The following is a 21,505-nucleotide window of genomic DNA, read 5'->3' as shown; positions in this document are numbered from 1 at the left end:
CCTATTTTTATCCACTTGAAAGGAGGTGAGAATATGGACTACGGTTTAACAACGGCTACATGGTTATGGCTGCTTATTCCAATGCCAGCAGTAGTGATACTTTCTTGTATTCATTATTATGCAGAAAAAGGAGAGGATTTATGATCATGAGTATCAACTTACCTACGTTAGTTTCGATTATTATTTACTTAATTGGTATGCTAGCTATCGGTGTGATAGCTGCAAGAATGACGAGCAGTTTAAATGACTATGTACTCGGAGGAAGACGGCTTGGTGCAGGAGTCACCGCATTAAGTGCCGGAGCCTCAGATATGAGTGGTTGGCTCATGCTCGGCTTACCTGGATCTATTTACTTAAGCGGAATGGGCTCCATTTGGTTGCCAATCGGCTTGGCAGTCGGTGCCTATCTAAACTGGCAGTTTGTCGCGAAACCTTTACGCGTCTATACAAAAGTGGCCAATGATTCCATTACCGTCCCCGGTTATTTTGAAAATCGATTCCATGACAAATCAAAGATTCTTCGCGTAGTCTCTGCCATTGTTATCTTAATCTTTTTCACTTTCTATACATCTGCTAGTTTAGTAGGTGGCGCGATTCTTTTAGAAAATTCATTTGGAATGGACTATATACTCGCTTTATGGATTGGTGCAGCTGTCATCGTTTCCTATACCTTTTTTGGAGGATTTCTTGCAGCAAGCTGGACGGACTTCGTTCAAGGGATATTAATGTTTTTAACACTTATTGTGATTCCTATTGTGGCCATTCATGAGCTTGGCGGATGGGATCAAACCGTTCAACAAATCGGAAATATAGACACTTCTTACTTAAATATCTATTCAGGAGCTACGCTAGTTGGTGTTATTTCGTTACTGGCTTGGGGATTAGGATATTTTGGGCAACCGCATATTATCGTTCGTTTTATGGGTATCAAATCGACAAAAGAAATCCCAAAAGCTCGTTTTATCGGCATGACTTGGATGATTCTATCCTTATTCGGAGCGATTTTTATCGGTTTCGCAGGAATTGCTTATTTTGCAGATTCACCTTTAAAAAATTCAGAAACTGTCTTTATCGTGTTCTCCCAAATATTATTTAATCCATGGGTTTCTGGATTTTTACTCGCAGCCATTCTCTCAGCAATCATGAGTACGGTTGATTCTCAATTGCTCGTTTCTTCTAGTGCTTTAGCACAAGATTTTTACAAATCAATTTTTAGAAGAAATGCTTCCCAAAAGGAAGAAATGATTGTTGGCAGAATTGCTGTTCTTGGTATTGCTGTAATCGCCATCCTATTAGGCTATAACCCCGATAGTAAAGTATTAGAACTTGTTGGTTATGCATGGGCTGGATTTGGCGCTGCCTTCGGACCTGTTATTGTGATCAGCTTATTCTGGAAACGGATGACGAGAAATGGGGCACTTGCAGGAATCATTGTTGGAGCTATCACTGTCATTACTTGGTCTCAGTTAAAAGGCGGACTTTTCGATATCTATGAACTCGCACCTGGTTTTCTTTTTGGGGCTCTTGCCATCTTTATCGTTAGTCTGATTGATAAAGCTCCTTCACCAGAAGTACAAAAGGAATTTAATACGTACAAATCTAAGATGTTGGAAGCTTAAGATGAAACATCCCTTTCTAAGTGGAAAGGGATGTTTTTTACCTATATGTCGATTAAAAATTCTGAATCGCTTTTTCCTGTTGCAGAATAGACTCTCTCTTTATAAAAAAATTCCTTTTCGGCCGCCAATAATACGGTGGAACTCCTTGTCCCATAGCCTTCACTGTCTATAAAAATGGGAGAAAGAATTCTCTCCCATTCGATTGAAACTCCCGTTTGCGGTAGAAGTTCATCTTGGGCTGGATCCGCATGTTGGAGCAGTGTAAAAAGTGGTTCCACCATGTCGCCACCTGTTTCTATTGTAGATTTCAGTCCTTCCTTGCCTCGTTTCACTTTTGGCCATTCCGTATTTAATAAATGATTACTTACCCCATATATCCCAGGCTTTAGTGGTTGAATATTATTTTCGATATTCGAGTAATAGTAAAGTGCATTCTGATCACCCACTATTAGATTAAATCCAGGATAGGATTGTCGGGTGTCAGCTACTTTTTTCATATAATCATGTGGATCGCCCATTTCTTTTAAAAAATTTGCAACTAATTCGCCCCTCGACCGCTTCCCTTCTGTTTTCTCCTTTGGATCACGATAATTCGTTAATGCTGCAAAATGACCTGATGTCGTAATCCCCATCCAAGTTCCCATTTGCTTTAAATCGCGTCCAGCAAGGATATGAGGATGATCCTCCCAATAATGAACCGGTGCTGTCGGTCTTTCGAAAAATTCATCCCGATTCGCAGCGACAATTAGCTGATAAGTGGGATGTACCCGATAAGCAAATAAAATTAAACACATATTGAATCACTGCCTTCTTCATTTTTAAATTTATTATAGCGAAATGAGGAAAGATTCGAAAACGATACACAGATTCTTGATAAATGTGGGATTTCGGTTGATAAATCTGAAATTCGGTTGATAAAAGTTCTATGCCGGTTGATAAATAGACAAAAGCTGTTGATAACCATAAAAACGGCCCACATTCCCGCTTAAAGTTATCCACTTTTCAAGACAAATCCACAATTTATGTAGATAACCGACTTAAAATTGTAGATAAGGTTCACAAACAGTTTTTGACTTATCCACAATCCTCCAAAAGAGCTTATCGAACTAAAAACAAGCTTTTCTTTTACCCCCATTTCTTCTTGTTAAACCCCTTTTAATTCCATATACATTGTCCTTATCCCAGGTAAACAAGCATATATTGTATGAGGTAAATCACATTCTAGGAGGTCATTATGTTTTACTTTTTTGAAAAGGCTATTTTAGGGATGGCCATTTTGCGAATCCTTTCTGGTAGCCTTGAAGTATTTGTTGGTTTCTTAATTTTAAAAGTAAACAATATCGAAAAAGCGATGATTGTGAATAGTTCTCTAGCTTTAGTAGGCCCATTCGTATTAATTTTAACGACTTCTATAGGCTTAATGGGACTTGCTGACAAGGTTTCCCTCACAAAGATTTTTTGGATTATTGGAGGGGTCGCTTGTATACTTTATGGTGTTTTAAAAAACAATTAACCTCTCGAAATATTTTTTTGGGATTTTGATAACCATTTTTATAACAAATCCATCCCTTTTGCACGACATGAATTCAATCCCCATATGATAGTACCAAGACAAGAGCTATAGAAAGCTGTGGTGCAATCTTATGGAGGAATCTCAGATTTATTTTCAAAATCTTCAAGAACATAAGATGACTTTTGAGCAAGTATTCGAGCACATTATCAAGTTTATGCAGATAAACCCTAATGGAAGATATCGTCTAATGGTGGGAACAGATTCGCAGGTTCATAAAAGGCATACTATTTTTATAACGGGTATTGTCATTCAAAATGCTGGAAAAGGTGTGTGGGCTTGTATCAGAAGGGTCATCGTTCCAAGAAAAATGCTGCAGTTACATGAGCGGATTTCCTTAGAGCTATCTCTTACAGAGGAAATCGTCTCGATGTTTACAGAAGATAGAAAAAATCAATTAATCTCAATCGTTCTTCCCTATATTTACAAAGGATCTACCTTTTCAATGGAAGGTCATATTGATATAGGTGCCGGTAAAAGAAATAAAACGAGTACCTTTGTGAAAGAAATGGTAGCTCGAATGGAATCGATGGGAGTTGAGCCTAAAATAAAGCCCAATGCCTTCGTTGCTTCCAGTTATGCCAATCGTTATACCAAATAATTTAAAGATGCCATACAAGTTTCTTAGAGGACTTTCCATGTGAAGGTCTTATTTTTTGTTACCTATCAAAGGCTTGTTTAAATACTTCATGCTATTCCCGTAACTAAATTCTCCCTTATTATAGGTTTTTAAATCTTACATATATTAAAATAAGGTATTGAAGAAGTTAAAAAACGGAGGTTTCCCATCATGGAAGATTTAAACAATTTATTTCGAAAAAGAATCGATTTTCCTGAAAACGAAATGATTACTTTTGAACAATTAAATAGCATACTTGAAAAAACAGCCCTAGCTATTCCTTTTGAAAATTTATGTGTGATTCGCAAAAAGACTGCAGACATTACACAACAAAACTTAATACAAAAGATACTTCAAAAAAAGGAAGGCGGATTATGTTATGAGTTAAATACAATTCTTTATTATTTTTTAAAGGAAAATGGATTTCATGTGAACTTAGCCCGTGCCATTGTTTTTGAACAAGCCAGTCAGGACTTTGCAGAAGTCGGGCGTACTCACGTTATTATTCTTTTACAGCATCAGCATGAAACGTATGTGGTAGATACGGGCTTTGGTGGTAATTTGCCTTTACGTCCCGTTCCTTTACGTGGTGATACTATCAGCTCTTTTAATGGTGAATTCCGAATTCGTCGGAAGGAAAGTGAGCACGGAGATCATATTCTGCAAATGAAATTAAAACATAAAGATGAAAATTGGAGAACAGGATATGCCTTCCACTCCCTCCAACTGGTAACAGATATCTCTGAAATGAATGAGGTTCAGCAGTTAATTATGGAAAGCCCTAAATCGCCCTTTAATAAAACTCCATTGATTACAAAGCTAACGAAGAATGGTAGTCAAACATTAGCCGGCACTTCCTATACACAATGGACGAATGGGAAAGTGACAAAAGAGGATATTGACGAAGAACTTTTTTACGATTTGGCAAAAAAACACTTTCAGTTAGAAGAAAGCACGAAATCCAAGTAAAGACTAGTATTGATAGGCCTTTTGTAATAATTTCCTTTCTTCTCGACCAAACTATATTAAAGGGTTATTCGTATAATTAAACATGTGCAGGATTTCAAAGGAGTTTACTCGAATGATTTTATTCTTTTATATCATATTGAATGTGATGGTAATCATTCTTTTTTCAAAAATGAAGAAATACCTGCATAGCCTAGAAATCCTTGTCTATTGGCTGATTAGTTCCTATGTCTTCCAAAATTTTTCTGCTTTCTGTTATATGAATTTCAAAACAATTGATATTCCAGAAGTTTTTAGCCTTGAATTTGCCCATTTTATTAATCGAATTATCCTTTATCCAGCTCTTATGGTTGCCTTCCTTCAATATTTTCTCATGTTGAGTTCACGTTTTAAAAAGCTATTATTCATCATAAGTTCTGTTTTACTGCTAACAGGGCTAGAATGGTTATCTGATTTTTTAGGTGTGATTAAACATATACACTGGCATTTTTGGTGGTCACCTGTTTTTTGGTTGGCAGGGCTGTTGTTTTTAATAAGCTTTATGACAATCTTTCGTAAGCTTTTGTTTAAAGGAGACTGGAGATTATGAATGTTACCTTCGATTGGAATGAATGGTATTTCATTATTACAACCATTATTATTCTCTCCTTGTTTTACCCGATACGAAACTATTTCCCTTCTATATTAGTGCTTATTATTTGGGTGTTTTGCATCGGATTGGTAGCGAGCATTGATTATTTTCTTCTGGCCACACCGTTTAAAATGTATTATTTTTCCGATAACAAGACCTATGAGCTCTCAGGTGCACTCTATCACTTATTTATGTATCCATGTGCTTCTCTTCTCTTCTTATTTGGGTATGACAAATGGGAGCTTTATGGTAAAAAAACAGTTGTGTATATATTATGTTGGACAGGCTTTTCACTATTTTTCGAATGGCTTGCTGTTAAAAATCATGCCCTTACCTATACCGGTTGGAAACTTTTTTATTCTATTCCAACTTATCCAATAGCTTCTATCTTATTACTATTGGTTTTCCACTACTCAAAAAAGAAACTATTAGACATTCAAATCAGCAAATAGGGAAAAATCCCTCCTGTTTCTTTCTATAATCTGAATATTTTTTATTTTTATCTAACAAAAATCGACCAATTTCATCTATAATGAGGGTATTAAATCTACTAATTGAGGAATCAACTATGCTAGAGACCTTCAAAGTGTTAATTGTTGATTTATTTTTTATCCTACTCATTTCTCTATGTACAGAAATGATCATTGACAAACAAAACTTTTCAAAAAATAAAAAAGCACTCCTTTATACGATCGCTTATGGATTAGCTATTATTATTAATATGATTTTTAACGTTCGGATCGATAATTCGTTCCAAATGGATTTGAGACATACCGTTTTTGTTATGGCAGGTTTATACGGTGGGATACGCTGTATGATACCCCTTCTTGGTTTTATCGTCATGTATATTGGGATTCTTTATCCGTACGAAGCATGGGCCAATCTTATAGCCGTCTCAGTTGAAACCATTGCGGTTATCTTTTTGTCAAAGTATTACCATGACTGGCGATTAAGAAAGAAATTGGCTTTGTTGGGATTAGCCACTATACTCAATGGTCTTTTCGTTATGAAATCAGTGCAGTATTTTTTCGATTTCACAACAGGATATGACTATCTGATTATCGCCTTCTATGGAGGAAGTATTATTTTACTTGTGACCATGTTAGAGTGGGTGAGAAATTCGATTGCGATCAACCGTAGAATACAACGAGCAGAAAAGCTAGAATTAGTCAGTCATTTAGCTGCATCCATTTCCCACGAAGTTCGGAATCCCTTAACCGTTACCCGCGGCTTTTTACAGTTGCTTGAGTCTGAAGAATTTCCTATTGAAAAAAGAAAAGAATTTTTTCAGCTTGCAAAGTCGGAATTGGACCGTGCAGAAGGCATTATTCGAGATTATCTTACATTCGCAAAACCATATCCACATAAAACAGAAATATTAAATCTGGAGCATGAAATCAATCATATTTTAGAAATTATCAATCCACTCGCTAATATGAATTCTGTTACGATCCTCACCCAAATAAGAAACGGACATATTATGGGGGAAGCTCAACTTTTCCATCAATGCATCCTTAACATTATCAAAAATGCTATTGAAGCAATGGAAACAAATGGCGGATCAATGAAAATTGAAACAAACATTTTAGAAGACATGGTCGAATTATCCGTGTCAGATACTGGAACAGGCATGACCAAGGAACAAATGGACCGTCTTGGTGAGCCTTACTTTTCTACGCGTGGTAAAAATGGGACAGGACTTGGAATGATGGTCGTTTATAGTATCGTTCATTCCATGAATGGAAAAATTCAGGTCAGAAGTCTATTGGGGCATGGGACCACCTTTGTTCTTCAATTTCCTAGAATAGGGAAGGCTGAAATTCCATCTGTATCATAAGTTCACAAAAAAGGTAACTCCCTTAGAGGAAGTTACCTTTTTTCTACTCTACGGTTTCTCTTTCACTTGCTTCACTAACCTTCTCGATTTTATCGACGAACATTTGAAAAACTTTTCGCTTTTCCTCCAATTCCATAATATATTGTTTAAGCTCATTAAATCTTTCCTCAAAAGGCTTCTGGTAAATGGTTTTAATATTGCTGATAATTTTTTCGTTAATCGTCGATTGAATCACTTGTTTTGTAATTCCATATTTATAGGAATACAATTGAAGTTCACTTTTAACCATTTCATACTCTTGGTCTATTTCCATTTTTTGTCTGACCATTTCTTCTTTCCATTCTAAAAGAGAATTCTGAACATACATCTCCATTTAGGGACCTCCTCTATTAAAGCTAAAAATACATATGTATCCTTATTACACTATTTCAGGTTTATAGCTCATTTATGGGGGTTCATTGTATTACATTCCTTTTACAAATGCGGCAACCATTTTCTGTTTATTCCATTTATTATTATTTTCAAAAATTAAGAGGACAAAAACAACCCCTCTCATACGTATGTTTTTTTGAGGAATACTATATTAACACTTTGTTTTTAAAAAATGTTATGATGGTGGTCACCCTTACTGATATTATTTCAACATAGTAAAATATTCACATCATTTGTATTAACTTCTAGAGAGGATGGAACGATGAAAAGATTTGGACTAGCATTACAAATATTAATTGGATTAGTACTAGGGATTGCTGTTGGTGCTATTTTTTATGGTAATCCAGAGGTTACGACTTATTTAAAGCCCATTGGAGATATTTTTATTCGTTTAATCAAAATGATTGTTATTCCGATTGTGGTTTCAACCCTAATTATTGGAGTCGCTGGTACTGGCGATATGAAAAAGCTAGGGAAGCTTGGCGGGAAGACGATTATTTATTTTGAGATCATCACTACTATTGCCATTATCCTCGGATTACTTGTAGCTAATATCATCCGTCCCGGTGAAGGCATTGATATGACTCATCTTTCAAAAGGGGATATTTCTAAATATATTGAAACAACCGAAACAGTTGAAAGCCACACTATGGCTGATACATTTGTCAATATTGTCCCAAGCAATATCTTCCAATCACTTGTAAACGGTGACATGCTTGCGGTCATTTTCTTTTCTGTACTATTCGGTCTTGGCGTTGCTGCTATAGGTGAAAAAGGAAAGCCCGTTCTAAGCTTCTTTAGTGGTGTGGCTGATGCGATGTTCTGGGTTACCAATCAGATCATGAAATTCGCCCCATTCGGTGTTTTCGCTTTAATCGGTGTAACCGTATCTACCTTTGGAATTCAATCTTTGCTTCCGCTTGGAAAGTTGGTTCTTACGGTTTACGGGGCTATGTTATTCTTTATATTTGTGGTTTTAGGAAGCGTAGCAAAGTTTGCCAAAATCAGTATCTTCTCTCTTATAAAGATCTTAAAGGACGAATTAATTCTTGCTTATTCCACAGCAAGCTCTGAAACGGTTTTACCAAAGATCATCGAAAAAATGGAGAAATTCGGTTGTCCGAAAGGGATTACATCCTTTGTGGTTCCGACAGGATACTCGTTTAATCTTGATGGATCTACTCTTTACCAGGCAATAGCGGCTCTCTTTATTGCTCAGCTATACGGAATTGATATTAGTATTGGAGAGCAGATTACATTAATGCTTGTATTAATGGTCACCTCAAAGGGAATTGCAGGTGTACCTGGAGTCTCTTTCGTTGTACTTCTTGCTACCCTTGGTTCTGTTGATATTCCTCTAGAAGGACTTGCCTTTATTGCTGGGATTGACCGAATTTTAGATATGGCGAGAACAGTCGTAAACGTAATCGGAAATTCTTTAGCGGCTGTTGTCGTTTCAAAGTGGGAAGGTCAATACGACTTCAAAAAAGGACAAAGCTATTTAAACTCCCTTGATGATCCAAAGCAAGAAAATATTGCATAATATTCAGAAGAAGTGTCATTGACTTGGTCAATGACACTTTTTAATCTATTAAAAATTAATTTTTACTAATATTTCCACTTTTTGATTAATTTATCTATCAAATTGTATGTACTTTTCCAAATTTTAGCTTATAATTAAAATAGCATACATCTCTCACGGACAACTGTTCCTTCTAAAAGAACAGGATTATTAAAGAGATGAAGCATTTTGAGAGGATTGAACGGATATGCTGAGGGTCAGATTATTCGAATTAATACTATTTTTTATTTCTTTGGGTTTAGCCATAGAATCAAAACATATTATGGTAGAAAATCATATGTATCTAAAAGCATTTTTCCTATTTTACTTATTTTCTACCTTATATCAACACCTTCGTGTTATCACGAAAAATGGAAGTGCTAGCTTTGATTATGGAATAAGCTATAGTCTTGCATTTGCCATTTTTAGTGGCCCACTCGGAATATTCCTATTTGAAGTGGCTCATAGATTCACCATTTACTACCATAGAAAGCGAACCAAAACGGCAGATCCTGATGAACTTTTTGATACCTTTTATAATATTGGTTCCTTTGCCATTATTAATTCCATTGCCTTTTATTTATTCCAATGGCTGTATCCTAGTTTCGAAAATCTACCATTTGGATTCTGGATTTTAATGGTTTTACTAGTTTGTGTGAATTCAGTACTCACCGATATTCTACTATCCATTGTCTTTTCATTGTCAGGTGATTTTACGACAAAAAAAGATGTGATTGATTTCTTCAAAAGCAGAAGCGTTCTTGATATGGGAAAAACCGCCTTCACAAATGGGCTGCTATTGATTTTCGTTCAAGAGGAAAAATGGGACATCCTGATTAGCTTGTTTATCTTAAACTATATCGTTAGTCGCTCGTTCATTTCCAAATCTCAGAGCGCCCAAAATAAGATGGAACGCGATAAATTTGAGCATATGGCATACACTGATTTTTTAACAGGCGTCCCAAACCGAGCTTTTATGGATAAAAAAATGGCCGAGCTAAGTGAAAACGAATCTGAAGAATGTATCGGCATCGTAGTAGCAGATATTGATAATTTTAAAAGCATCAATGATAGCTATAATCATTCCATCGGTGACCAAGTCATTCAGCATTTTGCTTCTACGCTTAAAGATAACCTAAGCGATGATGATTTTTTGTTTCGAAGTGGCGGCGAGGAATTTACCCTTTTCCTTTGTAAACGAAACTATTTCCAATGCAAGGATTTAGTGGAAGAGATTTTACATAAAGTCGAAAACAGCACCGTCCAGTGCGAGTTCCAAGCTAATAAGACCTCCATTTCTTATACAGCTTCGTTTGGACTTTATTTTTTCAAAATAAACGATCCAGTAACCATTGAAAAAGGATATATTTACGCAGACCAATTACTTCTCCAATCAAAAGAACATGGCAGAAACAGAGTAACCGTAAAGAAAATTTCATAATAATGAAAGAGCTGGGATATGTAATAGTCTCAGCTCTTTTTTATTTCTATTTTATTTCTATTTTGAAATATTTTCATTTCAAGATAAAACGTTTGACTTTATGTTTTACACGTAGTAATCTTTATAAACAAAGCTTACGAATAGTAAGTAACTTTATTATAGGAGGAAAATAGAATGCTATCAGCAGAACAAAACTTCTCGACTGTTATTCGTGAACGTCATTCGGTTAGAAAATATGATCCTACTGTAAAAATCTCACAAGATGAAATTCTAGATATATTAAACGAAGCGACTCTTGCCCCATCATCTAGCAACCTGCAACCATGGAAATTTCTTGTTATCCAAGACGAGGAGACAAAAAAAGAACTTCGTGAGATTGCTAACAATCAAGAGCAAGTTGAAACCTCTTCTGCTGTGATCGCTGTACTTGGCGATAAAGAAATGTATAAAAACGTGGAAAATGTTTATCGACCTGCCTTAGAAGCTGGTTTGATGGATGAGGAAAGATTTAACCTTATTGTCCAAAATACTACTAAACTTTACTCTTCTGCTTCGGTTGAAGGAAGAATCAACATTGCTAACTTTGATACTGGACTTATCTCCATGCAATTAATGTTGATTGCGAAAGCAAGAGGTTACGATACTGTCCCAATGGGTGGATTTAATAAACAGAAATTTATCGAACGTTTCGATATTTCTGATCGTTATTTCCCTGCCGTGTTAATCGCTTTAGGGAAAGCAGCAGCCCCAGGACGTGAAACAACTCGTTTACCAATTGAAGAGATTGTGAGTTTTATATAATGATTAAAAGAGCCAGGAATCATTCTATTTTGAATGGAATGACCCCTGGCTCTTTACATTTTTTTACATAAAAAGGTAGTGCTTCATATAGATAATTGTTGTATGATAGAGTGGCATTTTTATATTTTGACTTCTATGTATAACAGAGTGAGGAGATACTTTATGCTGAACAACTGGAAAACGATATTACTTCTCGCCATCCCATCTATCGCTTCTTTTGCATCGATGACCGTAACAGGAATGATAAATCTCATTATGGTTGGAAATTTGGGGGCAATGGCCATAGCCATTGTTGGGGTTTCTAACATTGTTATGTATAATGCATGGGCTATTTTTTCTGGAATTGGCAATACAGTTAATTATCTTGTTGCCCAAAACTTTGGATCAAATAATATGAAGCAAGGAATTGCACGTACGTATATTGCTCTACTTTTAAGTTTAATGGCTGGCGTGATCATCCTCTTTACCGGCTTATTTGGCTCAGAAGGGATTTTAAACGTATTGGGCAGTTCCCCAGATATGGTTTCAGAGGGAAAAAACTATTTACAAATCCGTTTTTTTGCCATGATTTTTTCGATATTAAGCTTTGCTTTACATGGATTTTTCCGAGGAATTGGTAATACCCGAACACCTATGATTGCCTCTCTAATTGGAAATGCTTTTATGATTTTCTTTACGTACACATTGACTTATGGGAATCTTGGTTTACCTAATCTGGGTCTAGCTGGTGCCGGATGGGCTCTTTTTATCGGGGAAGCTGTTGTATTTATAATAAGTGCTTTTGCTTTTTTGAAGACATTGAATGCTCAATTTCATCTTGTTGCCAAACCTGTGTTAGATTTCATTGAGTCCAAATTGATGCTAAGGGAAAGCTTAAAGCTTGGAACACAGGAATTCTCTAAAAGTATGGCCATGTTTGTTTTCACGGCATTTGTTACCCGACTTGGCACTCATGCACTTGCAGCGAATGAAATTGCACTCAGCATCATGAGCTTTGGGTTTATGCCAGCAGGTGCATTCGGTTCGACTGCCACGATTTTGGTTGGTCAAGAAATCGGCAGAGAGAAATCGTTTCAAGCAAGAAAAATGGGTACAGAGACAGCCATTATGGGTAGTATTTTCTTATTAGTATTAGGTACAGTAGAATTTTTCTTTGCTGAATCCATAGCAAAAATCTATACAGATGATCCGCTGGTGTTCGAACTAACCGCTAAACTGATTATGATTTCTGCATTTCTTCAGCTTTTTGATGGTTTCTTTAATTTTTATGGAGGCGGTCTTCGCGGGATTGGTGATACCACTTTCCTGCTGCGCACCTCTCTTGTGTTAGCTTGGGGATTCTTCATTCCATTGACGTATGTGATGGTGTTCATCCTTAAGCTTTCTAGCTACGGAGCATGGCTGGCCCTTTACACCTACCTTGCCCTATTCGGCATAACACTATTAGTACGCTTTTACAAAAAAGACTGGAGCAAAATAAGCCTCAAACAAGCTGCAGCCTAAACGGCACTTTACCGCATTAACGCACCGGGGGTCTGACCCCCGGTGCGTTAATGCGGTAATTGATTTTCATATATTCTTAAATTAGCATAAACGGCTGATAGTGCAGGCGCCTCTATCTCTTTTTCTTTGGCCTTCTCTAATAAATAGCCAAAGAAATGGTCTCCTTCAACAGGCATTTGTTTTTCCATATCTCTTTGCAAAGATGACTTCATTGCATAGCCAATTTCATTAACTCTATTTAGTTGTGCAGCTTCTATTCCGTTAGCCAATGGCACTCCAAGCGCACGCATGATATCAACCGTTTCTCCTAGAACCTTTTGAATCGTTTGTAACCCGTACAGCTGCTCACGAATTGGACCAATAGGTGAGCGAAATAAGGAGGTCACTCCACTTAACGTCGTTATGAACAAGTATTTATGCCACATATCCTGATCAATATTATCAGAAAGTCTAAAGGTTGCTTTCGTTCCAGAAAAAACATCCTGCAACTTCAAAACCCGATCCGTTGTCTCACCTGACTGTTCTCCAAAAACCAATTCATTTATCGGACTCGTTTGAATAACTCTTCCTTCCGAATCCAGTGTTGTTTCAATAAAGCACAATCCCCCTAACACACGTTGTTCTCCAAATTCCTTATTCAAGATAGGCATATGGGCCATTCCATTTAATAAAGGAAGAATCATCGTATGTTCACTAACATATGGCCGAACACTTTCGATTGCTCCACTCAATTGATAAGCTTTTGTGGAAATCAGAACAACATCAAAGGCTTCAGCCCTTTCCCCACTTATAATACATTTAGGCTTCAACGTCATATCACCATGGACACTCTCAATGACTAAACCGTTTTGTTCCAGTTGTCGTTTCCTATTTTCCCGTACTAAAAACGTCACGTCTTCGCCCTTTTCCAATAAGCGTCCTCCGAAATATCCCCCAATAGCTCCTGCTCCAACCACTAATATCTTCATCCCTGTTTCCCTCCCTTTCATAGCTCCATGTTAAAAGTGCACGCTCAGGTGCGTGCACTTTTCCTGTTTTAATAGGTTAGGTAAGCAACAATTATGCCTCCAATAACAACCATTATCATAGCTATTTTACCGAATAAGGGGAGTGTTTCCCTCTTAGCTTTTTGATTGACCCGGTCCTCTTGTTCCTTTACCGTTTTCCGATAATCAGGACTGCAGCAACCCATTACGCTACCTTATTCCAATTCGAAATATCTTCTTCAAGCGGAAGATTATTGGCACGCGCCTTAACAGCTGCCTTAAAGAAGATCGCGATAATGGCCGCTGTCACAATAGCGCCAACAACATAAGACACGTTTAACGGTAAATTGAAACCAATTGTCGCGTTTAATATATAAGTCATGGTAGCCATCGTCATAAAGATACCTGGAATCATCGCAATCCAATAGTTTTTCTTTGCGATAAACAGGTACATTGCACCAACCCAAAGCGCAATTACCGCAGTTGATTGGTTCGCCCAAGAGAAGTATCTCCATAGAAGGTTAAAATCAATTTTAGTTAGAGCAAAGGAAAGCACGAATAAAGGAAGTGCAATCCATAAACGGCTTGTTAATTTCTTTTGTGCAATGTTGAAATAATCCGCAATAATCATACGGGCACTTCTGAATGCTGTGTCTCCAGAAGTGATAGGTAAAATAATTACTCCTAGAACAGCAAGAGTACCACCAATAGCACCTAACATTAATTTAGAAGCTTCCGCTACTACTCCCGCAGGACCGCCATTAGCTAAGAAATCATTTAAACCAGTATAACCATCGAATAAACTCATGGCAGCAGCTGCCCAGATCATGGCAATGATCCCTTCTGCTATCATCATTCCGTAAAAAATGAAACGTCCTTGTTTCTCATTTTGTGTGGTACGAGAAATAATTGGTGTTTGAGTCGCATGGAATCCTGATAAGGCTCCGCAAGAAATCGTTAAGAATAATAATGGAAAAATTGGTAAGTTATCTGGATGGAAGTTTTTAAAAGATAACTCTGGAATCGGTGCACCTGTTATCACCAATCCACCACCAACTCCAATAGCACTGATTAATAGTAAAGCACCAAAAATCGGATAAAAGCGTCCGATAATTTTATCAATGGGCAGTAATGTCGCTAAAATATAGTAAACAAAGATAGCTGCAATAATAAGTCCCATAGCTGCCCAGCCATTCATTAAGTTATAGAGTAAACCAGCTGGAGCTGTTACGAAAACCGTACCCACTAATAACAGCAGGAGCACAGCAAATGCATTAACCACGTGCTTCATGAACTTTCCTAAAAATTTACCCGCTAACTCAGGTAAGTGCGCCCCGCGATTACGAATCGAAATCATTCCTGTTAAATAATCATGTACCGCACCTGCAAATATACAGCCAAGCACGATCCATACGAATGCTACCGGTCCATAGAGAGCCCCCATAATCGGTCCAAATATCGGTCCAACCCCGGCAATATTCAATAATTGAATCAAAGAGTTCTTTTTTGTATTCATTGGTAAATAGTCAACTCCGTCTTGATTAACATAAGCTGGAGTTGTTCTTTGTTCCTTCACCCCGAATACTTTTTCTACAAATTTGCCATACGTAAAATAACCAACAATTAAAAGTGCAATACAGGCAAGAAAAGTAATCATCTATTATCCTCCTTTTTGAATTGTATACGCTTACATAAATTATAAGATTGATATAGAGGATTATGTCCAAAGTGTGGTTAAGATGTAGAATATGCGGTTTAACGTGTAACTTTGGAAGATTAAGATGCATGAGCAGAGATTAGTTTTCTGAAAATTACATATTTAGGGGTGACTGAGTATGTAGAGTTTACCTTTAATAAAAAAGTAGATTAAATGGTTCTCATTTTGGTTAATTCTTATAAATTATTTAAATAAGTGGAGAAATTCCATTTAAATATTATATTTCTATCCGTATCCAATCTAAAAAATATCAATTTGTAGGGAAATCTTTTGGAGATATGCTCGAGAATTTAGGGATATGCTTGTCCTTTTAATTTTATGCTCGACTTTCAGAGAGAAATGCTCGAGTTTAAAAATATATGCTCGACTTTTCAAGAGAAATGCTCGAGTTTAAAAATATATGCTCGACTTCTCAAGGGAAATGCTCGAGTTTAAAAATATATGCTCGACTTCTCAAGGGAAATGCTCAAGTTTAAAAATATGCTCGACTTCTCAAGGGAAATGCTCGAGTTTAAAAATATATGCTCGACTTCTCAAGGGAAATGCTCGAGTTTAAAAATATGCTCGACTTTTCAAGAAAATTGCTCAAGTTTAAAAATATATGCTCGGGATTTCAAAACTTATGCTCATCATTATTAAAATTAGACATGAACGCTCGGAACCCTGTAACAACTTTCTATCCACCACAATTAAAAAAGCACCCACCCAGGTGCTCTTTCCATGCAAAACTCCTTACAACTCCAACCTTACTCTCAAGGCTTTTACATAGTTACGGCTGACAGATAAGAGTTCTGTTCGCCCTTCGATTTCAAGCTGATAAGCCCCATTGAACCAAGGAGTCAAACGGGTGACGTATAACAAGTTTACTAGATAACTTTTATGAATTCGAAAAAAGGAGAACGGTTTTAGCCGGCTTTCGAGATCCTTTAAAGGAGTTTTCGTCTCGTACGTTTTTGTTCGGGTTATGATCCTTGAAAATTTATCATCCCTTGATACATAAAGGATTTCATTAGGTTCAATATACAAAATTTCTCCGTCTTCTTCTACCGCTAGCTTTCCGGCTGGACGATTCCCATCACTAGTCCTAGGTGATCCTAATTGCTTTTCAATTCGCTGAATTGTTTGTTGAAGCTGCTCTTCGTCATATGGCTTTAATAAATAATCAATCGCTTCGTAACGAAAAGCTTCTGCTGCAAATTGCGGATAAGCCGTTGCAAAAATAATCAGTGGTACTTTTTTCAGCTCTAATATGGATTTTGCCACTTCCATTCCGTTCATTTTCGGCATTTCGACATCTAGGAAAATCACATCGGGCTGAAGCTGGATGGCTTTCATAATAGCTGCTTCACCTGACTCTGCTTCACCCACAACCTGAATCGTTGGATAGGCATCCAATAAATGCTTTAACTCATCCCGATTATAAAGTTCATCATCTGCTATCATGGCCCTTATTTTTTCCACGGTGACTTCCCCCTCACATTAAGCTAATAAAAAACTAATCTCTGTACCCTTATGTAGCTCACTTTTAATTTGTAATGCTGCTTCGTCCCCAAACATCATCGTTAGCCTTCTATTAATATTGTAAAGCGCAAGTCCCGATCCTTCCTCAGAGTGAATCGTCTCTTTGCCAATCAACTTCACTCTCTCTTTACTCATTCCTTGTCCGTTATCCTCCACCTTTACAACCGTAACATTCCCTTGTTTTTTAACCGTTATCTTTATCAAACAGTCGTTTACTTTTTCTTTTATGCCATGTTTAATGGCATTTTCGACAATTGGCTGCAGTGTTAGTGGTGGTATTTTTTCAAAAAGAGTTTCGTCATCAATGTCATATACCACTTTTAACTTATCGACAAACCGAGCTTCTTCAATCGCTAGATAGGCTTTCATATGTCTAAGCTCTTGTTCTAAGGTTGTCATGCTCACAGTCGTCGCCGTTAAGTTTTGTCGTAAAAAATGGGACAAGGAAACTAGTAAAACCCGCGCTTTAGCTGGATCTATCCGAATAAGCGAAACTATAGTATTCAGTGTATTGAATAAAAAGTGAGGTCTGATTTGTGCTTGGAGTGCTTTTATTTCCGCTTCCTTTGCCAGCTGATAGGCTTTGTCTGCCTCTGCTAGTTCAAGCTGATTACTCAGTAAAATGCTCAGTCCAGAAATCAGTTCCATCGCTAGATTGGTAATTTCTTTTTCAGAGTTGAAGTAAAATTTGAGTGTTCCAATTGTCTCACCTCGATGCTTTAACGGGGCAATCACTGCCGCTCCAAGTGGGCAATCCTCAAATTGACAATGAAGAGTCTCGTCATTCGCAACAACCATATTTCCATAGCGGATAACATCCCTTGTCACTTGTGTTTGAATCGGACTATTTGCTTGGTGATGGTCATCTCCACGCCCTACATGTGCTAAAATATCGGTCAAATTCGTCATTGCAACGGCCTTTGTTTGTATCTCTTTATGTAAAATTTTACAAACAGCTAATGCCGTTTCATTATTCATTCCATTCCTTAAAAAGGCGAGCGTCTGATCGGCAATACGCAACGTTTTCTGAGCCTGGAACGCACCCGCTTTCTCTTCCTCATTTACAACCATCCTAATAATTAAGAGAAATAGAGCGGAACCAAGTCCATTTGCAATGATCATGGGCAAACCAATCATCGAAACCAATGTCGCCGCTTTTTGAAATGGATGTGCTAGTAAAAGAATAATCAGCATTTGAATGGTTTCAGCTGTTGCCCCGATTAAAAAGACAGACGATAAGGTAGCATGTTTATTTTTTCGATGAAAAAATCCCGCCAGAATCCCGGCAATAATAGTGGCTGTACCACAAGCAACAGCCGTAAAGCCACCTAAAGTAAAGCGATGAATACCGGCAATAAGGCCTGCCCCTATGCCGACTTTATAACCACCAAGAAGACCTGCCAATACCACTCCAATCACACGTGAGTTTGCAATCGCTTCATCTGATGCTAAATCAGCGGCCCAGCGGTTATATTCCTGTGTATCGGTATTAAAAGCGAGTCCCGTATACGTTCCAATAATGCCAAAGAATCCAAAAAACAGAATAGCCTTATACTGTTGTCGTCGGTTTAGGCTCTCCCGGTAAATCATATCTCTAAAAAAACGAAACCTTGTTAGTATCAAGGCAATCGTGACGATAATGCCTAGTCGTTCCAGCATAGTAATTAACAGTTCAAACATGGATACGCTCCTTTCACGACAAGATGAACCGTTCAATATGTAAGTAAGACTTACCTAATTATTATTTTACAGCCTTTTTCGTTAAAAGTAAGGACAAATTTTATCCATAAAAAAAATGCCAGACATCGTCTATCTATGTCTGACACTCCTCCCGCCTTAATCAGGTTTCCCAATATTTAAAAAGAATGATTGAAATACGATATCTTGTCTTCCTTCTAACTTGTTATAATCGATCACCTTATAGCCAAGTCCTTGATAAAGCTTCGTTCCCCCGTCTTTATACATGGCGGTTTTAATGACAAATAGCGGTCGTTTTTGAGCACTTACCAATCCGTAATCGATACTATACATCAATATGGGAACGAGAAGTACCACAATAAATTTAACAAAACCTCTTCTCCGCATGGGTATTCCCCCTATCTTTATAAGGAGTAGACGGTAAATCTGTCTTTTTAGTTACTATTTAATCTTTGCATATACACAGGTGTCTCTTAATTCCTTTCGATCTACGGATACATCTTCGTTTTTTAGGATACCTTCCAACCTAAAGCCTGCTCTTTCTGCTACTGCCCGACTTCTTAGATTCTTTGAATCACAGCGAATTTCTACACGACGAGCGTTTAGTTCTTGAAAAGCAAACTGAGCAATCGCTTGAACCGCCTCCGTTATGTACCCTTTGCCGCTGAATCGCGTATCAATCCAATAGCCAATTTCAAACTTCGGAATATCCCAATTAATTCGATGTAATCCAGACGAAGCTACTAGCTCCCCTGTTTCTTTTAAAAAGACTAGTAATCTTAAATCTTTTCTACTTAGAAAATGACAATAGGCTTCTCGAATATTACTTTCTACATCCTGAACGTTTTGCTCTTTATGGGCAAAAGGCATCCACGGCTTTAATTCTTCAAGTGAAGCCAAAATCGCCTGATAGACAGCTTCTCCATCTCCTGGTCTTGGTGCTCGAATAATTAATCGTTCGGATTCAAACTGTTCTGGAAAATCTAATAAAAGTGGATTCATTTTGACACCTCATCTTGAAATCGTTGTATCATAATTCCACATTCTAAAGAATTTTCCTCTTTTTAAAGCAGAACTTTATAATAGGACCTTTTCGTATAAATTGTGGTTTTGGTAAAAATCCCAAAAGCCGGATTTTTACATCTTTCCTTAAACAGTGAGCAGCTCTTTTCTTGATTTTTATACGAGTTTTATCGTTCTACCCTGATAATTTAATTAATTAAAAAAGCAACATAGTTTTAGAAAAGAGCCTTATAATAAAACACCGTTGAATGCAGCTCACCATTTGCCGACATGGCATAGTAAGGGATCTTCCCCGCTTCGTAATACCCAAGTGATGCATAAAGAAAATTAGATTCATCTCCCTCTCTTGTATCTAATACTACTAATGAACAGCCTTCATTCTTAGCTCTTTCTTCTGCTTTTTCCATTAATAATCGGGCAATTCCCTTACGCCGAAAATGGGGATGGGTCATTAATTTTGCGATTTCCGCTCGATGTTTCCCATTCGGCTTTGGACATAAATGCAGCTGGATGCTTCCAACGATTTTATCATTCATCATCGCCACATATAAATTCACTTCTGGCTTTAAAACCGATTCCCAATATTCCTTTGCTTCTGTTTCTAACATCGGAGGCAAGAAGCCAATCGAAGCACCTTCTTCCACTGTTAAAACTAAAAGTTCTACAAGATTATCCATATATGTATCAACTGAATTTAGTTCCTTTATCATCATTGGTCAAATCCACTTCCATTCTATTCAGATGGACCTAACTATATAAAATAAAAATATTGGTTACAAGAGATTTGTGAGAAAACCTGACAAGCTTTTATAAAAAGGCTCTGTTATAACTGAATGTTGATTTCAATGTATTTGAAAAATAAACGGAAAAATTCCGTTTGTTTTGGGAAATACCCATATTTCCTTAAAAATAGGGGGAGTTTTTCCGGTTATCCCATCCAAATCTTTGGGTTTCTGTCGTATTTAGAGCCGTTAATAGGAATTTCTCCGCTTATATCTGCTTCTTTAGCTTCCTCTATATACATTAGCCGGAATTTCTCCGCCTATTGATTCTCACACCTACACAAAAATCAACAATGAATAATAACAGAGCTATAAGAAAGATCGTCACCATTTGACGATCATTCTTCATTTAAAATCTTACCTACCCTCTTAGCGGAGAACTTAGTGAGTGAATAAATGGTGTAGGTATCATTAAGATTCATAATCGTCCCAGAATCCTTACTAATCCACAGATAGTATGAGTTTTTTCCCATTACAATTTTAAATTCGGGATCGGCCATATCGACTATACCCGGCTGCTTTTTAGCACTAGCAATCGCATTTCGAATTTGATTGATTTCTGTTTTATCCTCAATCTTTATGAATGAATTCGCTTTTACTTTTGAAAAGCTTTCCATCTCGTACACTTGTATTTGATCTATTTTTTCAAAAGAACATGCATTTAAAATAATAGCCAATATGAACAAAAAGCCAACTAAAAGCTTTTTCACCCAGTCATCCCCCCTACTATTTTGACGATATAATTCTTGGGAAGTTTCAAGCTATAAGAAAAAGTAGCTGCATTCACCATCATAGGCC

General features: G+C 37.1%; 21 protein-coding genes. 11 read left to right on the top strand and 10 right to left on the bottom strand.

From position 1 onward, the window contains the following. Window positions 1-146 precede the first annotated feature (146 nt). Entirely contained in the window at window positions 147-1,619 is a 1,473-nt protein-coding gene (gene putP / locus ACSBPO_RS02485) for a sodium/proline symporter PutP (protein WP_442600296.1), read from the top strand. A gap of 41 nt (window positions 1,620-1,660) precedes the next feature. On the opposite strand, the gene ACSBPO_RS02480 is transcribed toward putP, so the two are convergent. Further along, the gene (locus tag ACSBPO_RS02480; RefSeq protein ID WP_442598444.1) at window positions 1,661-2,413 is read right to left on the bottom strand and encodes an NRDE family protein; all 753 of its coding nucleotides are present in this window, start codon (window positions 2,411-2,413) and stop codon (window positions 1,661-1,663) included. 440 nt (window positions 2,414-2,853) lie between these two features. Between ACSBPO_RS02480 and ACSBPO_RS02475 the strand changes: the two genes are divergently transcribed. The 6 genes from ACSBPO_RS02475 (at window position 2,854) to ACSBPO_RS02450 (ending at window position 7,242) form a co-directional block, all read left to right on the top strand. Continuing rightward, complete coding sequence (locus ACSBPO_RS02475) at window positions 2,854-3,132, top strand: YqhV family protein (protein WP_442598442.1); 279 nt, start codon at window positions 2,854-2,856, stop codon at window positions 3,130-3,132. A gap of 130 nt (window positions 3,133-3,262) precedes the next feature. After that, the gene (locus tag ACSBPO_RS02470; RefSeq protein ID WP_442598440.1) at window positions 3,263-3,790 is read left to right on the top strand and encodes a ribonuclease H-like YkuK family protein; all 528 of its coding nucleotides are present in this window, start codon (window positions 3,263-3,265) and stop codon (window positions 3,788-3,790) included. Between the two features lie 189 nt (window positions 3,791-3,979). Continuing rightward, the gene (locus tag ACSBPO_RS02465; RefSeq protein ID WP_442598438.1) at window positions 3,980-4,777 is read left to right on the top strand and encodes an arylamine N-acetyltransferase family protein; all 798 of its coding nucleotides are present in this window, start codon (window positions 3,980-3,982) and stop codon (window positions 4,775-4,777) included. Between the two features lie 112 nt (window positions 4,778-4,889). After that, the gene (locus ACSBPO_RS02460) at window positions 4,890-5,363 is read left to right on the top strand and encodes a hypothetical protein (RefSeq protein WP_442598436.1); all 474 of its coding nucleotides are present in this window, start codon (window positions 4,890-4,892) and stop codon (window positions 5,361-5,363) included. Continuing rightward, complete coding sequence (locus ACSBPO_RS02455) at window positions 5,360-5,857, top strand: hypothetical protein (RefSeq protein ID WP_442598434.1); 498 nt, start codon at window positions 5,360-5,362, stop codon at window positions 5,855-5,857. The genes ACSBPO_RS02460 and ACSBPO_RS02455 overlap by 4 nt, the downstream gene beginning before the upstream one ends. A gap of 116 nt (window positions 5,858-5,973) precedes the next feature. Then, a complete protein-coding gene (locus ACSBPO_RS02450) occupies window positions 5,974-7,242 on the top strand; it encodes an ATP-binding protein (protein WP_442598432.1) in 1,269 nt (422 codons plus the stop codon). Between the two features lie 43 nt (window positions 7,243-7,285). Here the strand turns inward: ACSBPO_RS02450 and ACSBPO_RS02445 are convergent, their stop codons facing one another. Further along, window positions 7,286-7,615 (bottom strand): hypothetical protein, encoded by a 330-nt coding sequence (locus tag ACSBPO_RS02445; protein ID WP_442598430.1) that lies wholly within the window; start codon window positions 7,613-7,615, stop codon window positions 7,286-7,288. Between the two features lie 321 nt (window positions 7,616-7,936). Here ACSBPO_RS02445 and ACSBPO_RS02440 point away from each other — a divergent pair, with 321 nt between their 5' ends. From ACSBPO_RS02440 to ACSBPO_RS02425, 4 genes are all read left to right on the top strand, one after another. Next, complete coding sequence (locus ACSBPO_RS02440) at window positions 7,937-9,217, top strand: cation:dicarboxylate symporter family transporter (RefSeq protein WP_442598428.1); 1,281 nt, start codon at window positions 7,937-7,939, stop codon at window positions 9,215-9,217. A 226-nt stretch (window positions 9,218-9,443) separates the two neighbouring features. After that, on the top strand, window positions 9,444-10,676 hold the full coding sequence (locus ACSBPO_RS02435) for a GGDEF domain-containing protein (protein WP_442598426.1): 1,233 nt from the start codon (window positions 9,444-9,446) through the stop codon (window positions 10,674-10,676). Window positions 10,677-10,850: 174 nt separating this feature from the next. Further along, window positions 10,851-11,477 (top strand): nitroreductase family protein, encoded by a 627-nt coding sequence (locus tag ACSBPO_RS02430; protein ID WP_442598424.1) that lies wholly within the window; start codon window positions 10,851-10,853, stop codon window positions 11,475-11,477. 162 nt (window positions 11,478-11,639) lie between these two features. Beyond that, window positions 11,640-12,980: an MATE family efflux transporter gene (locus tag ACSBPO_RS02425; RefSeq protein ID WP_442598422.1), complete on the top strand. Its 1,341-nt coding sequence runs from the start codon at window positions 11,640-11,642 to the stop codon at window positions 12,978-12,980. 47 nt (window positions 12,981-13,027) lie between these two features. Here the strand turns inward: ACSBPO_RS02425 and ACSBPO_RS02420 are convergent, their stop codons facing one another. The 8 genes from ACSBPO_RS02420 to ACSBPO_RS02385 form a co-directional block, all read right to left on the bottom strand. Next, entirely contained in the window at window positions 13,028-13,948 is a 921-nt protein-coding gene (locus ACSBPO_RS02420) for a ketopantoate reductase family protein (protein WP_442598420.1), read from the bottom strand. A 223-nt stretch (window positions 13,949-14,171) separates the two neighbouring features. Further along, entirely contained in the window at window positions 14,172-15,623 is a 1,452-nt protein-coding gene (locus ACSBPO_RS02415; protein WP_442598418.1) for a carbon starvation CstA family protein, read from the bottom strand. 792 nt (window positions 15,624-16,415) lie between these two features. Then, window positions 16,416-17,144 carry a LytR/AlgR family response regulator transcription factor gene (locus tag ACSBPO_RS02410; protein ID WP_442598416.1) on the bottom strand — a complete coding sequence of 243 codons (729 nt, stop codon included), beginning with the start codon at window positions 17,142-17,144 and terminating at the stop codon, window positions 16,416-16,418. An 18-nt stretch (window positions 17,145-17,162) separates the two neighbouring features. Further along, window positions 17,163-18,884 carry a LytS/YhcK type 5TM receptor domain-containing protein gene (locus tag ACSBPO_RS02405; protein WP_442598414.1) on the bottom strand — a complete coding sequence of 574 codons (1,722 nt, stop codon included), beginning with the start codon at window positions 18,882-18,884 and terminating at the stop codon, window positions 17,163-17,165. A 156-nt stretch (window positions 18,885-19,040) separates the two neighbouring features. Continuing rightward, on the bottom strand, window positions 19,041-19,289 hold the full coding sequence (locus ACSBPO_RS02400) for a hypothetical protein (RefSeq protein WP_442598412.1): 249 nt from the start codon (window positions 19,287-19,289) through the stop codon (window positions 19,041-19,043). A 54-nt stretch (window positions 19,290-19,343) separates the two neighbouring features. Then, entirely contained in the window at window positions 19,344-19,904 is a 561-nt protein-coding gene (locus ACSBPO_RS02395; RefSeq protein WP_442598410.1) for a GNAT family N-acetyltransferase, read from the bottom strand. A 236-nt stretch (window positions 19,905-20,140) separates the two neighbouring features. Further along, window positions 20,141-20,638, bottom strand: a complete 498-nt coding sequence (locus ACSBPO_RS02390; protein WP_442598408.1) for a GNAT family N-acetyltransferase — start codon at window positions 20,636-20,638, stop codon at window positions 20,141-20,143. Window positions 20,639-21,045: 407 nt separating this feature from the next. Continuing rightward, complete coding sequence (locus ACSBPO_RS02385; protein WP_442598406.1) at window positions 21,046-21,417, bottom strand: hypothetical protein; 372 nt, start codon at window positions 21,415-21,417, stop codon at window positions 21,046-21,048. Window positions 21,418-21,505 lie beyond the last annotated feature (88 nt).

This window comes from Neobacillus sp. D3-1R, assembly GCF_052180215.1.
Taxonomy (GTDB): Bacteria; Bacillota; Bacilli; order Bacillales; family Cytobacillaceae; genus Pseudoneobacillus.
Note: the sequence above shows the minus strand (reverse complement) of the source record. Positions and strands in the feature narration are given on the sequence as shown.